At 60.1% G+C, this 13,927-nt stretch carries 11 protein-coding genes; 6 read left to right on the forward strand and 5 right to left on the reverse strand.

What is annotated here, in order from left to right; all coding sequences use genetic code 11:
• The first annotated feature begins 113 nt into the window (after nt 1-113).
• The 6 genes from CKW18_RS09945 (at nt 114) to CKW18_RS09970 (ending at nt 7,643) form a co-directional block, all read left to right on the forward strand.
• Complete coding sequence (locus CKW18_RS09945) at nt 114-2,237, forward strand: TonB-dependent siderophore receptor (RefSeq protein WP_095188636.1); 2,124 nt, start codon at nt 114-116, stop codon at nt 2,235-2,237.
• A gap of 1 nt (nt 2,238) precedes the next feature.
• A complete protein-coding gene (locus CKW18_RS09950; RefSeq protein WP_095188637.1) occupies nt 2,239-3,171 on the forward strand; it encodes an ABC transporter substrate-binding protein in 933 nt (310 codons plus the stop codon).
• On the forward strand, nt 3,168-5,072 hold the full coding sequence (locus CKW18_RS09955) for a response regulator (RefSeq protein WP_095188638.1): 1,905 nt from the start codon (nt 3,168-3,170) through the stop codon (nt 5,070-5,072). The genes CKW18_RS09950 and CKW18_RS09955 overlap by 4 nt, the downstream gene beginning before the upstream one ends.
• Nucleotides 5,073-5,318: 246 nt before the next feature.
• Nucleotides 5,319-5,834, forward strand: coding sequence for a 3-hydroxyacyl-[acyl-carrier-protein] dehydratase FabA (gene fabA / locus CKW18_RS09960; RefSeq protein ID WP_040065317.1), 516 nt, complete (start codon nt 5,319-5,321; stop codon nt 5,832-5,834).
• 11 nt (nt 5,835-5,845) lie between these two features.
• Nucleotides 5,846-7,066 carry a beta-ketoacyl-ACP synthase I gene (fabB, locus tag CKW18_RS09965; protein WP_003227152.1) on the forward strand — a complete coding sequence of 407 codons (1,221 nt, stop codon included), beginning with the start codon at nt 5,846-5,848 and terminating at the stop codon, nt 7,064-7,066.
• Between the two features lie 388 nt (nt 7,067-7,454).
• Complete coding sequence (locus tag CKW18_RS09970) at nt 7,455-7,643, forward strand: hypothetical protein (RefSeq protein ID WP_007917473.1); 189 nt, start codon at nt 7,455-7,457, stop codon at nt 7,641-7,643.
• A 70-nt stretch (nt 7,644-7,713) separates the two neighbouring features.
• Here CKW18_RS09970 and CKW18_RS09975 read toward each other — a convergent pair whose 3' ends face one another.
• From CKW18_RS09975 to cysM, 5 genes are all read right to left on the reverse strand, one after another.
• Nucleotides 7,714-8,256: a DUF2058 domain-containing protein gene (locus CKW18_RS09975; protein WP_016987455.1), complete on the reverse strand. Its 543-nt coding sequence runs from the start codon at nt 8,254-8,256 to the stop codon at nt 7,714-7,716.
• A gap of 24 nt (nt 8,257-8,280) precedes the next feature.
• Complete coding sequence (gene mazG / locus CKW18_RS09980) at nt 8,281-9,114, reverse strand: nucleoside triphosphate pyrophosphohydrolase (RefSeq protein ID WP_095188639.1); 834 nt, start codon at nt 9,112-9,114, stop codon at nt 8,281-8,283.
• 127 nt (nt 9,115-9,241) lie between these two features.
• A complete protein-coding gene (relA, locus tag CKW18_RS09985) occupies nt 9,242-11,485 on the reverse strand; it encodes a GTP diphosphokinase (RefSeq protein WP_007917476.1) in 2,244 nt (747 codons plus the stop codon).
• 76 nt (nt 11,486-11,561) lie between these two features.
• Nucleotides 11,562-12,962, reverse strand: coding sequence for a 23S rRNA (uracil(1939)-C(5))-methyltransferase RlmD (gene rlmD, locus CKW18_RS09990; protein ID WP_095188640.1), 1,401 nt, complete (start codon nt 12,960-12,962; stop codon nt 11,562-11,564).
• Nucleotides 12,962-13,864: a cysteine synthase CysM gene (gene cysM / locus CKW18_RS09995; RefSeq protein WP_167394922.1), complete on the reverse strand. Its 903-nt coding sequence runs from the start codon at nt 13,862-13,864 to the stop codon at nt 12,962-12,964. The genes rlmD and cysM overlap by 1 nt, the downstream gene beginning before the upstream one ends.
• Nucleotides 13,865-13,927: the final 63 nt, after the last annotated feature.

Consider the following 13,927-nt stretch of genomic DNA (forward strand, 5'->3'; position numbering starts at 1 on the left):
GATACTTGTAGGAAGAAGACCCATAAAACCTAGGAAAATGCCTGCAACGTGACTGGAAAAGTCGCGCCCCTCGGTTAACATGCGCGCCAATTCTTCGCTCTATAGGCCGTGTCGTGCTTTTTGCTCTTCCCCCATCGCGTTCGTCCCTCCTGCTGGCGCTGCTGTTCAGCCCGGTATTACTGGCGGACGACCTGTTCATGGACAGTGAGGCATTGCCGCAGGTGCTGACGGCCACACGCCTGAAGCAAACGCCGGCGGAAGTGCCGGGAAGCATGACCGTGCTCGACAGCGAACTGATCACCGCCAGCGGCGCCCGTGACATCAGCGAACTGCTGCGGCTGGTCCCTGGGATGATGGTCGGCAACATCAGCGGCAATCAGGCAGCGGTCAATTACCACGGCACCAACGCCAGCGAAGCGCGACGCATGCAGGTGTTGATCGACGGCCGTTCGGTGTACCGCGCAGGCCTGGCCACGGTGGACTGGAGCGATATTCCGGTGGCCATCGAGGACATCGAGCGCATCGAAGTGTTTCGCGGCCCGAACACCGTCAGTTACGGCGCTAATGCGCTGATGGCGGTGGTCAACATCATCACGCGTCATCCGGCAGACAGCCATGGCACGCGGCTGAAGATCACTCGCGGCCAACTTGGCATCAATGACTTCTATGCCAGCCAGAGCAAGGGATGGAATGGCGGCGACCTGCGCTTGTCGCTGTCCGGTCAGGAAGATGACGGATTCGATACCGATCGAACCGGCGCCGACTACCGTGACAGCCGCCGCTTGAACCGTTTCAGTCTCGCCGTCAGCCAGACGTTGAATGAAAACCAGAGCCTCGACTGGCAGGTCAACGCAAAGGATGGCACCAACCAGCGGCCCTACACCTACCGCCCGGTGTTCTCGGGGATTACTGACGCCGGGAACAATTCCGACGTAGTCGCCAAGGATTACGCCGGTTCGGTGCGCTGGAACCTCGACATCAATCCCGAACACAGCCTCTATATACAAGGCTCGGCACAGCACTGGGATCGCCAGCAAACCTGGCGCGCCTGCGACGCCGAGGTGTCGTTCAGCCCCGAGCTGACGCAGCTGTGGCAAATCGACCCGAATTACACCGAACGTCTGGCGCGTAATATCACCCGTTTCCTGGGTCCCGGCCCTGAAACAGGCACCGCGCAGCAAATGACGTTGGCCAATCGCGTGCTCGATCAGTGGCGCAACGGCGCCAGTAAAACCCTGTGCGGCGATATCGACCAGAGCGCCCGAGAATCGCGTTACGACCTCGAATTGCAAGACACCCTCAGCCTGTCCGACAGCCTGCGCCTGGTCAGCGGCATGAACTATCGTTACGATCGGGCCGACTCCGAGACCTACTTCAACGGCACGCTGGACGACACCACGTGGCGCGCGTTCGGCCAACTGGAGTGGCGCGCCAGTGAACACTGGCTGTTGCAGGGCGGCGCAATGTTCGAAGACACGCAATTGATCGGCAGTTCGCTGACCCCACGCTTCGCGGTCAATTACCTGATCAATCCGCGCCACGGTCTGCGCGCGGTGTACTCGGAAGCGATCCGCTCGCCGGACATGTTCGAGAACAACGTCAACTGGAGTTATCAGGTCAGCAATCTGCGGCCCTTGGCGTATGGCCAGTCTTCGGCGCGCTATTTCGTCAAGACCCGCGGCCCCGGCGATCTCGATCAGGAACACATGCGTTCGCGGGAACTGGGCTACAACGGCTATTTCGCCGAATGGGGGCTGGCGCTGGACGTGAAGCTGTTCTACGACGAGATCACCGGCATGATCAGCGAGCCGCTGCGCAATAACCAATACATCGCCAGCAACGCCAACAGCTCACGTTTTCGCGGCACGGAAACCCAACTCGACTGGCGTGTGAGCCAGGCCGATCGCTTGCGTTTCACTTATGCCTATGTCGACGCCGAGGCGAGTAATCCGCTGGATCAGCAATTCACCGCGAGCAACAGCGGCTCCGCCGGCTGGCTGCGCGATTGGGGCCACGGCTGGAACAGCGCCCTCTTCTATTACGGCGACAACGCGCTCAACGGCTACCGCTTCGAACGGCTCGACACGCGCATCGCCAAACGCATCGCCTTGGGCAAGGCTCATCTGCAACTGGCCGGTGTGCTGCAACAACGTCTGGACCATGAGCCCACCACGTTCATCGATAACAATTACGACCAACGCCGCGTGATGTACTTCAGTGCCGAGCTGGAGTTCTAAGGTGCGCTACGGCCTGACGCGCAAGACGCCAACGCTGGCTCATTGGCTGGCCGGGCTGTGTGTGTTTCTGACGGCGTGGCTGCATGGCGTGGCGGTACAAGCCGCCGACATCCTGCTGACCGGTGCCGAAGAAAGCCCCGGCGTGCAGGCCTTCGTTCAGGCGCTGAGTGAATTACGCCCGACCGACACCGTACGCTTCCAGCCATTGGCCAGCCTGCCGGCGCCGGGCGAGTTGCCGTCCAGCCTGCGCCTGATTCTGCTCGACCTGCCAAGCTTCGACTGGCGCCTGCAAGAATCCCAGGGCCCGGCGACACTGGTGCTACGCATCAGCCGTCTGCAAGCCCGACAACGCCTCGGTTCGACGCAACCCTCGCACCTGAGCTTGCTGTGGAGCGATCCGCCGCTGGGCCGGCAACTGCAATTGATCCGGCGTATCTTGCCGCAGGCGCGACGGGTTGGCGTATTGTTCGATGAGCACAGCGAATTCCTCCTCAAAGAGCTGCACCTGGCCGCCACGCCACTGAATCTGGAAATCGTCAGCCAGCGCTGGGACAACACCCACGACAGTCGCCCCTTGCAAGCCGTTCTGAAAAACAGCGATGTGTTACTGGGTCTTGATGATCCCGATCTGTACAACCCGAAGACCGCGAAAAACCTGCTGCTCAGCAGTTACTCAAGACAATTGGCGCTGGTCGGCCCGAACGTCGCATTTGTGCGCGCGGGTAGCCTGGCGAGCAGTTACAGCGACCAGAGCGACTGGCTCGGCGTGCTCGACCATTTGCTCGACCAGCCCCCGGCCAATTGGCCGCGAACGCTCTATCCCGAACGTTTTAAAGTCTCAAGTAATACGCAGGTGGCTCGTTCCTTAGGGATCGAACCGCTGGATGATGCATCTGTCGCCAGAGCGATGGCAGAAGGAGAACGCCACCCATGAGTTTTCGTCGCCGTTGGGACATCAACACCCGCACCCAACTGATCAGCCTGGGCCCGGCACTGTTGCTGACCCTGTTGCTGATCAGCTTCTTCACCTTCGTGCGCATCCAGGATTTGCGTCAGGAGCTGAACCACACCGGCCAATTGATCGCCAACCAGCTGGCGCCCGCGACCGAATACGGGGTGATTTCCGGCAACAACGAAGTGTTGGAGAGTTTGCTCAAGGCCACGCTGGCGACACCCAACGTGCGTTTTCTTGAGGTACAGGACAGCGCCAACCGGATTCTGGTGTATGTCGAACAACCGGCGGACGCCCACCGGCGACCGCATCAGGTAGAAGTGTTCCAGGCGCCGGTGCGGTTGCAACGAATCGCTTTGAACACTGATTTTTTTCAGGACACAAAAGTCAGCAGTGGCGCTGCCAATGAGGATTATCTGGGGCGCGTGATCGTCGGGCTGTCCAACGACGCCTTCAGTCAGCGTCAACAGGAAATCTTGCTCAAGGCCGCAATCCTCGCGCTGTTCGCCCTGCTCTTCACCTTCGTCGTGGCACGACGCCTGGCCGGCAGCCTGTCGCAGCCGATCCACGATATCGGCAATGCGGTCAAGGCGATTCAGGACGGCGACTTCAAAACGCCGCTGCCGATTGTCGACGACACCGAACTGGGCGCCCTGTCGCAGCACATCAACAACCTCGCCCAGGCGCTGGATCAGGCCAGTCGTGAACAGCAGCAGGCCATGGCGCAGTTGATCCAGACCCGCGAGGAAGCGGAAAAGGCCAACAACGCCAAATCCGATTTTCTGGCGATGATGAGCCATGAACTGCGCACGCCCATGAACGGCGTGCTGGGCATGCTGCAATTGCTTGAAACAACTGAAATGACTGAAGAGCAGCTCGAATACGCCGCGCTTGCTTCGGAATCCACCGAGCATTTGCTCAAGGTCATCAACGACATCCTCGATTTCTCGCGCATCGAACGTTCGGAGCTTGAGCTTGAGCACATTCCGTTCAACCTCGCCGAACTGATCGGGGCCTGCGCCCAGTCGTTCCAGCACAGCGCAGTGCAACGTGACCTGACCCTGAATCTGCGGATTCCCGAGGATATGCGCGGCTTGCAGGTACAAGGCGATCCGACGCGGATCCGGCAGATTCTGGTCAACCTGGTCGGCAATGCCTTGAAGTTCACCGAACGGGGCCGGGTCAGTATCGAGGCGCAGTGGCAATCGCTGGATCACGAACTGCTGTGGTTCACCTGCTCGGTGCGCGACAGCGGCATCGGTATTTCGTCCGAAAGTCTGGAGCTGATGTTCAACGCCTTCCAGCAGGCGGACAGTTCAATCTCCCGGCGTTACGGCGGCACCGGTCTCGGCCTGCCGATTGCCCGTACGCTCGCCGAGCGCATGGGTGGCACATTGCGCGCGCAAAGCGAGGAAGGCCTGGGCTCGGTGTTCACCCTGGAAATCCCATTGGCACTTTATAAGCAGGCGTTACCGCAACTGACCGCGCCGCGAATGCTGGACGGCGGCCGCCACGGCGAAGGGCGCAACGTGTTGCTGGTCGAAGACAACCCGGTGAACCAGACGGTCATTGAAGCAATGCTTCGCAGCCTGGGCTTTACTGTCAATGTCGCCACCGATGGCGCACAGGCAGTACGTAGCGCCGAGGGCAACGATTACGAAGTGATTCTGATGGATTGCCGTTTGCCGATCATCGACGGCTACGAGGCCACCCGGCAGATTCGCCGCCTGCCCGGCCGCGGCGATGTACCGATCATCGCGCTGACGGCCAACGCTTTGCAGGGCGACCGGGAAACCTGCCTGTCGGCCGGCATGAACGATTACCTTGCCAAGCCGTTCAAACGCAATGACCTACAGCAGATTCTGCAGCGATGGGTGCAGTAGTGACGGTTTTTCGACCATCTGCGACTGGCGTGGAAAGCGAAAGTGCGGCAGTCTTAGGCACCCGAACAAGCCTCAAAAGGGGCTTGAATAAAAATTTCAGTGCACAAGTGTACATTCATGTCCTTGGTGCTGTGACTTTCACCACAACGCAATAGTCTATGAGTAGGCTGCCGGTTCGAGGCATGAACGCTTCGAACGGTCGGGAGATTTGCCCCACCTGCCGCATGGGATTATTGAGGAGCTCGCATGACCAAACAAAACGCCTTTACTCGGGAAGACCTGCTGCGCTGCAGTCGCGGTGAGCTGTTCGGCCCAGGTAACGCGCAACTGCCCGCGCCGAACATGCTGATGGTGGATCGCATCACCCATATCAGCGAAGAAGGTGGCAAGTACGGCAAAGGTGAATTGGTCGCCGAGCTGGATATCAACCCTGACCTGTGGTTCTTCGCGTGCCACTTCGAAGGCGATCCGGTGATGCCGGGCTGCCTGGGTCTGGATGCCATGTGGCAACTGGTCGGCTTCTTCCTGGGCTGGCAAGGCCTGCCGGGCCGCGGCCGTGCGCTGGGTTCGGGCGAAGTGAAGTTCTTCGGTCAGGTGCTGCCGACCGCCAAGAAAGTCACCTACAACATTCATATCAAACGCGTCCTCAAGGGCAAGCTGAACCTGGCCATCGCCGATGGTTCGGTGACCGTCGACGGTCGCGAAATCTACACCGCCGAAGGCCTTCGCGTCGGCGTGTTCACCTCCACTGACAACTTCTAAGGGTTATTCGCATGCGCCGCGTCGTTATCACTGGTCTGGGCATTGTTTCGTGCCTGGGCAATGACAAAGAGACCGTCTCCGCTAACCTGCGTGCAAGCCGCCCTGGCATCCGGTTCAACCCGGAATATGCCGAAATGGGTCTGCGTAGCCAGGTTTCCGGCTCCATCGACCTCAACCTTGAAGAGCTGATCGATCGCAAGATCTATCGCTTCGTCGGCCACGCAGCGGCTTACGCCTACCTGGCCATGAAAGACGCCATTGCTGACTCCGGCCTGACCGAAGAGCAAGTGTCCAACCCGCGTACCGGCCTGATCGCCGGCTCGGGCGGCGCGTCCACCTTGAACCAGATGGAAGCGCTGGACATCCTGCGCGAGAAAGGCGTCAAGCGCGTCGGTCCATACCGCGTCACGCGGACCATGAGCAGCACCGTTTCCGCTTGCCTGGCCACGCCGTTCAAGATCAAGGGCCTGAACTACTCCATCGCTTCTGCCTGCGCCACCAGTGCTCACTGCATCGGTACCGCCATGGAACAGATCCAGATGGGCAAGCAGGACATCGTTTTCGCCGGTGGCGGTGAAGAGGAGCACTGGAGCCAGTCGTTCCTGTTCGACGCAATGGGCGCACTGTCCAGCAAGCGTAACGACACCCCGGAACAAGCCTCCCGCGCCTACGACGCCGACCGTGACGGTTTCGTCATCGCTGGCGGTGGCGGCATGGTTGTGGTTGAAGAGCTGGAACACGCTCTGGCCCGTGGCGCGAAGATCTACGCGGAAATCGTTGGCTACGGCGCGACGTCCGACGGCTACGACATGGTTGCCCCAAGTGGCGAAGGCGCGATCCGCTGCATGCAGATGGCGATGTCCACCGTTGATACTCCGATCGACTACCTGAACACCCACGGCACCTCGACTCCGGTCGGCGACGTTGCGGAAATGAAAGGTGTGCGTGAAGTGTTCGGCGACAAGGCACCAGCGATCAGCTCGACCAAGAGCCTGTCCGGTCACTCCCTGGGCGCCGCCGGCGTTCACGAAGCGATCTACTGCATGCTGATGATGGAAGGCAACTTCATTGCCGGTTCCGCCAACATCGACGAACTGGACCCTGAAGTGGCCGATCTGCCGGTGCTGACCAAGACCCGCGAAAACGCCACCATCAATACCGTGATGAGCAACAGCTTCGGCTTCGGCGGCACCAACGCCACGCTGGTACTGAAGCGCTGGGAAGGCAAGTAATTCCCCGCTGAGCCACACATGAAAACGCCCCGACTGGTTCGGGGCGTTTTTTTTGGCCTGCAGAAAATAGCAGCCACACCGCAAAAACCTGTGGGAGCGAGCCTGCTCGCGAATGCGATATTCCAGTCACTCTATCGTCGTCTGACCCACCGAATTCGCGAGCAGGCTCGCTCCCACAATGGGTTTCAGTGCTTATGAAAATGAAACTTCTGTCATGAAACTTTCTGCCCTGCGACCGAATGTCGCGGATTGCGCGGGCTGCAGCACTGTTGCAAAAAACGCAACAACACCTTGCGTGAATCACCGGTTTACTTAGCTACCTAACAAATCCTATAAAAGAGTCCTGCACACGCCTTGCTGCAGATAACTTGAGATTTGGAGCTAGCAGATGACTGTAAAAGTAACTGAACGCGACGATTCACACATGTCCCATGAAGGCGTAGCCGCCGGTATCCGGATTTGGGACGTGCATCAACAAGACTTGCTGGTCGGGATGTTCCACAACGAAATCGACGCCCACAACTACAAGGCCGAACTCGAAGTGCAAGAGCAGCAGCGGGATCTGAAATCCGCCTGATTCAACCACAGCATTGAAAACGACAAACCCCGCCATGAGCGGGGTTTGTCGTTGTTACAGCTCTATCGATTTACCACATCAGATCGTCAGGGATCTGATAGGCCGCGTACGGATCGTCCTCGGTGCTGACTTCTTCGGTTTGCACGTTGAGCTGCACGATGCGCTGCGGATCGCGCTCCTGGATCTTCAGGGCCGCCTCACGCGGGATTACTTCGTAGCCACCGGCATGATGGACGATCGCCAGCGAACCGCTACTGAGCTTGTTGCGCATCAGCGTGTTGACCGAGATGCGCTTGACCTTCTTGTCGTCGACGAAGTTGTAGTAGTCCTCGGTGGTCAGCTTCGGCAGACGCGAAACCTCGATCAACTGCTTGACCTGCGCTGCACGCGCCTTGGCTTCGGCTTTCTCTTTCTGCTGACGGTTCAGCTCCTGGTCGCGCTTGACCTTCTCGGCCATCGCTTCCTGGGCGGCGCGCTGCTGCGAGTCGTCCAGCTCGATCTGACCTTTGTGGGCCAGACGCTGCTGCTTCTGTTTGTCCTTGCTGACCTGCTTGGCCTGCTTTTGGTTGACCAGCCCTGCTTTGAGCAACTGATCGCGAAGGGAAATACTCATGTGCTTACTCACTTGGGCAGTTGCTCAGCCGCAGCCGGGCAAATTCTTTTCCTGACGTTTGGCTTCACCCCACAGGGCGTCCAACTCTTCGAGGGTGCAATCTTCTATGGGACGGTGGGTGTCGCGCAATGCCTGTTCGATAAATCGGAACCGTCTTTCGAACTTGCCGTTGGCGCCACGCAATGCGGTTTCCGGATCGACCTTGAGATGCCGGGCCAGATTGACCACGGAAAACAGCAAATCGCCGATTTCGTCAGCCACCGCTACCGGATCGTTTTCGGACATGGCCTGGAGCACTTCATCGAGCTCTTCGCGCACTTTGTCGAACACGGGCAAGGCATCCGGCCAGTCAAAACCAACCTGCCCTGCGCGCTTTTGCAACTTGGCTGAACGGGACAATGCCGGCAACGTGGCAGGCACGTCGTCGAGCAGTGACAGTTGCTCTGGCGCGGTTGATTTCTCGGCGCGCTCTTCGGCCTTGATTTCTTCCCAGCGCTGCTTGACCTGTTCTTCGCTCAAGCGCGGCACGTCCAGCGGCGCGTAAAGATCGCCGGTGGGAAACACATGCGGGTGACGACGGATCAGCTTGCGGGTAATGCTGTCGATCACCCCGGCGAATTCAAAGCGCCCTTCTTCCCGCGCCAACTGACTGTAATAGACGACCTGAAACAGCAGATCGCCCAACTCACCCTGCAAATGATCGAAGTCACCCCGCTCGATGGCATCGGCCACTTCGTAGGCTTCTTCGAGGGTGTGCGGGACGATGGTCGCGTAGGTTTGCTTGATGTCCCACGGGCAACCGTACTGCGGATCGCGCAGGCGGTTCATGAGATGGAGCAGGTCTTCAAGGCTGTACATCATTCTTCTGTCTCACCACAAAACCACTGTGGGAGCGAGCCTGCTCGCGAAAGCGGTGTGTCTGCAACTATGTTGTCGACTGACACGCCCTCTTCGCGAGCAGGCTCGCTCCCACAGAGAAGCCACATCACGGCGTACGGTTACGCCGCGTTTCGATGATGTTCGGCAACTGCGATATGCGCCCGAGCAACCGCCCCAGTGCATCCAGACCCGGGATCTCGATGGTCAGGGACATCAATGCGGTGTTGTCCTCCTTGTTCGAGCGGGTGTTGACCGCCAGTACGTTGATCCGCTCGTTGAGCAGCACCTGCGAGACGTCACGCAGCAGACCGGAACGGTCGTAGGCGCGGATGACGATGTCCACCGGGTAGGTGAGCACCGGCACCGGGCCCCAGCTGACCTGGATGATGCGCTCTGGCTCGCGTCCGCCCAGTTGCAGCACCGAGGCGCAGTCCTGGCGGTGAATGCTCACGCCACGGCCCTGAGTGATGTAACCGACAATCGCATCGCCCGGCAGCGGCTGGCAGCAGCCGGCCATTTGCGTCATCAGGTTGCCGACGCCCTGGATCTGGATGTCGCCACGCTTGCCCGGTTTGTAACCGGTGGCTTTGCGCGGGATCAGCTCCAACTGTTCGTTGCCGCGTTCCGGCTCGACCAGTTGCTGCGCCAGGTTGACCAGTTGCGCCAAACGCAGGTCGCCGGCACCGAGGGCGGCGAACATGTCTTCGGCGGTTTTCATATTGGCCTTGTCCGCCAACTTGTCGAAATCCACCGCCGGCAGGCCGAGACGCGTCAGTTCGCGTTCGATCAGGGTTTTACCGGCGGCGACGTTCTGGTCACGCGCCTGCAACTTGAACCAGTGAACAATCTTCGCCCGCGCTCGCGACGTGGTGACGTAACCCAGGTTCGAGTTCAGCCAGTCACGGCTCGGCGTGCCGTGTTTGCTGGTGATGATCTCGACCTGCTCACCGGTTTGCAGGCTGTAGTTGAGCGGCACGATCCGCCCGTTGATCTTCGCACCACGGCAGTTATGACCGATTTCAGTGTGCACGCGGTAGGCGAAGTCCAGCGGCGTCGCGCCCTTCGGCAAGTCGATGGCGTGCCCGTCGGGGGTGAAGATGTACACCCGATCCGGTTCGATATCGACCCGCAGCTGTTCGGCCAGACCGCCGATGTCGCCCAACTCTTCGTGCCACTCGAGCACCTGACGCAGCCAGGAGATTTTCTCTTCGTAGTGATTGGAGCCGGATTTGACGTCGGTGCCCTTATAGCGCCAGTGCGCGCACACCCCGAGTTCGGCTTCTTCGTGCATGGAGTGGGTGCGGATCTGCACTTCCAGCACCTTGCCTTCCGGGCCGATCACGGCGGTGTGCAGCGAGCGGTAGCCGTTCTCTTTCGGGTTGGCGATGTAGTCGTCAAATTCTTTCGGGATGTGCCGCCACAGGGTGTGGACGATGCCGAGCGCGGTGTAGCAGTCGCGCATTTCCGGGACCAGCACGCGCACCGCACGCACGTCATAGATCTGGCTGAATTCCAGACCCTTGCGCTGCATTTTGCGCCAGATCGAATAGATGTGTTTGGCCCGGCCGCTGATGTCGGCGTCGACGCCGGTGGCCTGCAATTCATCCTTGAGCTGGGTCATCACGTCGGCGATGAAACGCTCGCGATCCAGCCGTCGCTCATGGAGCAGCTTGGCGATCTGCTTGTATTGGTCAGGCTCCAGGTAACGGAAGGACAAGTCCTCCAGTTCCCATTTGATATGACCGATGCCGAGCCGGTGCGCGAGCGGCGCATAAATGTCGAAGACTTCCCGGGCGACACGGTTACGTTTTTCGTCGTCAGCGGTTTTCACCGCACGAATGGCGCACGTACGTTCGGCCAGTTTGATCAGGGCGACACGGACGTCATCGACCATTGCCACGAGCATCTTGCGCAGGTTTTCCACCTGCCCTTGCGTGCCCATGACCATCGACTGACGCGGACTCAGACTGGCGCTGATGGCGGCCATGCGCTGCACGCCGTCGATCAGCTTGGCGACCACCGGACCGAAGCGCTGGCCGACTGCCGCAAGTTCGATCTGGCCTTCGCGAACGCCGCGATACAGGACGGCCGCGACCAGCGAATCCTGATCGAGCTTGAGGTCGGCGAGAATCTCGGCGATTTCCAGGCCGGTGCTGAAACTGCCGGAGCCTTCGGCCCACAGATTCTTCTTGGCATTGGACTGTTGTTCGGCCTCGCGAGCGAACTCGCAGGCTTCTTTCAAGGCTTCGCGATCCAGTGCCAGATCGACACTGACCGCATGATCGAGCCAAGCCTCGAGATTGATACTGCCGTCAGTGTTGATCGGCTGGTGTGCTCTCACCTGTACCATCTTGCTTTACCTTCCCTACGACGCAGATTCAATGCGTCAAATCGCTGACCTTCAACGCCCCTTTGCGCTCGCGGGGCTAATGCGAGCGCGGCACGGGCAGACCAGACGGATCAGACGAGCCATCCTGGCTCGCTTCAAATAACGCCATGGCCTCGACATGTGCCGTCTGAGGAAACATATCGAGAATCCCGGCACGTTTTAACCGGTAGCCCTGCTTGATCAATTCAACCGTGTCGCGCGCCAGCGTTGCCGGGTTGCACGACACATAAACCAGCCGCTTGGCACCCAGGGTCGCGAGCTTGCGCACCACCTCGAAAGCACCGTCACGCGGTGGGTCCAAGAGTACCGCAGAAAAGCCGTTTGCGATCCACTCGGCATCGGCCAGAGGCTGGGATAAATCGGCTTGAAAAAACTTTGTATTATGCAAATTGTTACTAGCGGCGTTCGCCGCGGCGCGCTCGACCATGGTCTGCACACCCTCCACCGCGACCACTTCGCGAGCGGCTTTGGCCAGCGGCAACGCGAAGTTGCCAAGACCGCAGAACAAATCCAGCACGCGCTCATCGCGAGTCGGTTTCAGCCAGTCCAGCGCCTGCGCGACCATTGCTTCATTGACGCCAGCGTTGACCTGGATGAAATCCCCCGGCCGATAAGCCAGATCCAGATCCCACTGTTCCAGGCGATAGCCCAGCGATTGCGCGGCATCGACCGGTTGCGGTTCACCTTCGCCATGCAGCCACAGTTGCGTTTCATGGAATTGGCAGAAGTCCTTGAGGATCGTCAGATCCGCTTCGGACAACGGCGCCATGTGCCGCAGCAACACCGCCAGCGATGAACCGCTGAACAACTCCACATGCCCCAGTGCCTGAGGTTTGCTCAAGCGACGGAGCATCTCCGGCAAACGGGTCATGATCGGTTGCAAGGGCTGTACCAGCACCGGGCATTCGCTGATCGCGATGATGTCCTGACTGCCAGCAGCGCGGAAACCGACTTCCAGCTTCTTCGCTTTCACGTCCCAGCGCACGGCGACGCGGGCACGCCGCCGATAGCCGAACTCGGGGCCGGTCAACGGCGCCGCCCACTCTTGCGGTTCGACACCGGCGACCTTCGATAATTGCTCGGCGAGCATGCGCTGTTTCAGGGCAAGCTGTTCGCTGTGGGGCAAATGCTGAACGCTGCAACCACCGCAACGACCGGAGTGCTGACACGGCGCCGGGCGGCGCAGTTCGCTGGCGCTGAACACGCGTTCGGTGCGTGCTTCGACCACTTTGCCGTGAGCGCCAAGCACTCGCGCCTCGACCTCTTCACCGGCAAGGGCGCCGAGGACAAACCAGGTGCGGCCTTCGAAAAACGCGATGCCGCGACCGTCATTGGCCAGGCGCTCGATGCTCAAGCGCTGCTTCTTGCCGGTCGGGATTTGCGGGGCCTTGCTGCCGCCGGTGGGCTGGAAGCGCAGGCCTCTCTCGTGCTTGGCCATCAGTTGGGCGCGTCGAAAATGCCGGTCGACAGGTAACGGTCGCCACGGTCACAAATGATCGCGACGATCACTGCGTTTTCAACTTCTCTGGACAGGCGCAGCATCGCCGCCACCGCACCACCCGAGGACACACCACAGAAGATGCCTTCTTCGCGAGCCAGACGCCGGGTGACGTCCTCGGCTTCGCTTTGCGCCATGTCGACGATACGGTCGACGCGGTCAGCCTGATAAATCTTTGGCAGGTATTCCTGCGGCCAGCGGCGAATGCCGGGGATGGCCGAGCCTTCCATCGGTTGCAGACCGACGATCTGCACGTTGTCGCTCTGCTCTTTCAAGTAGCGCGACACACCCATGATGGTGCCGGTGGTGCCCATCGAGCTGACGAAGTGAGTGATGGTGCCCTGGGTCTGACGCCAGATTTCCGGGCCGGTGGTGGTGTAGTGCGCTTCGGGGTTGTCGCCGTTGGCGAACTGATCGAGCACCTTGCCACGGCCTTCGGCTTCCATCCGCTGAGCGAGATCGCGAGCGCCTTCCATCCCCTCTTCCTGACTGACCAGAATCAGCTCGGCACCGTAAGCGGTCATCGCCGCTTTGCGCTCGGCGCTGGAGTTGTCCGGCATGATCAGGATCATCTTGTAACCCTTGATCGCGGCCGCCATGGCCAGGGCGATCCCGGTGTTGCCCGAGGTCGCTTCGATCAGCGTATCGCCAGCGTGGATCTGCCCGCGCAACTCGGCACGGGTGATCATCGACAGCGCCGGACGGTCCTTGACCGAACCCGCAGGGTTGTTCCCTTCGAGCTTGAGCAATAGGGTGTTGCTGGTGGCACCGGGCAGGCGCTGCAAACGCACCAGCGGAGTGTTGCCGACGCAATCGGCGATGGTTGGGTACTGCAGGGTCATGGCGTATTCGCAATCCAGACGTGCGGGGGCGCCTATCATACCGGCAAACCTGCGCAGGCCATA

This window comes from Pseudomonas sp. Irchel 3E19 (assembly GCF_900187585.1).
In the GTDB taxonomy this organism is placed as follows: domain Bacteria; phylum Pseudomonadota; class Gammaproteobacteria; order Pseudomonadales; family Pseudomonadaceae; genus Aquipseudomonas; species Aquipseudomonas baetica.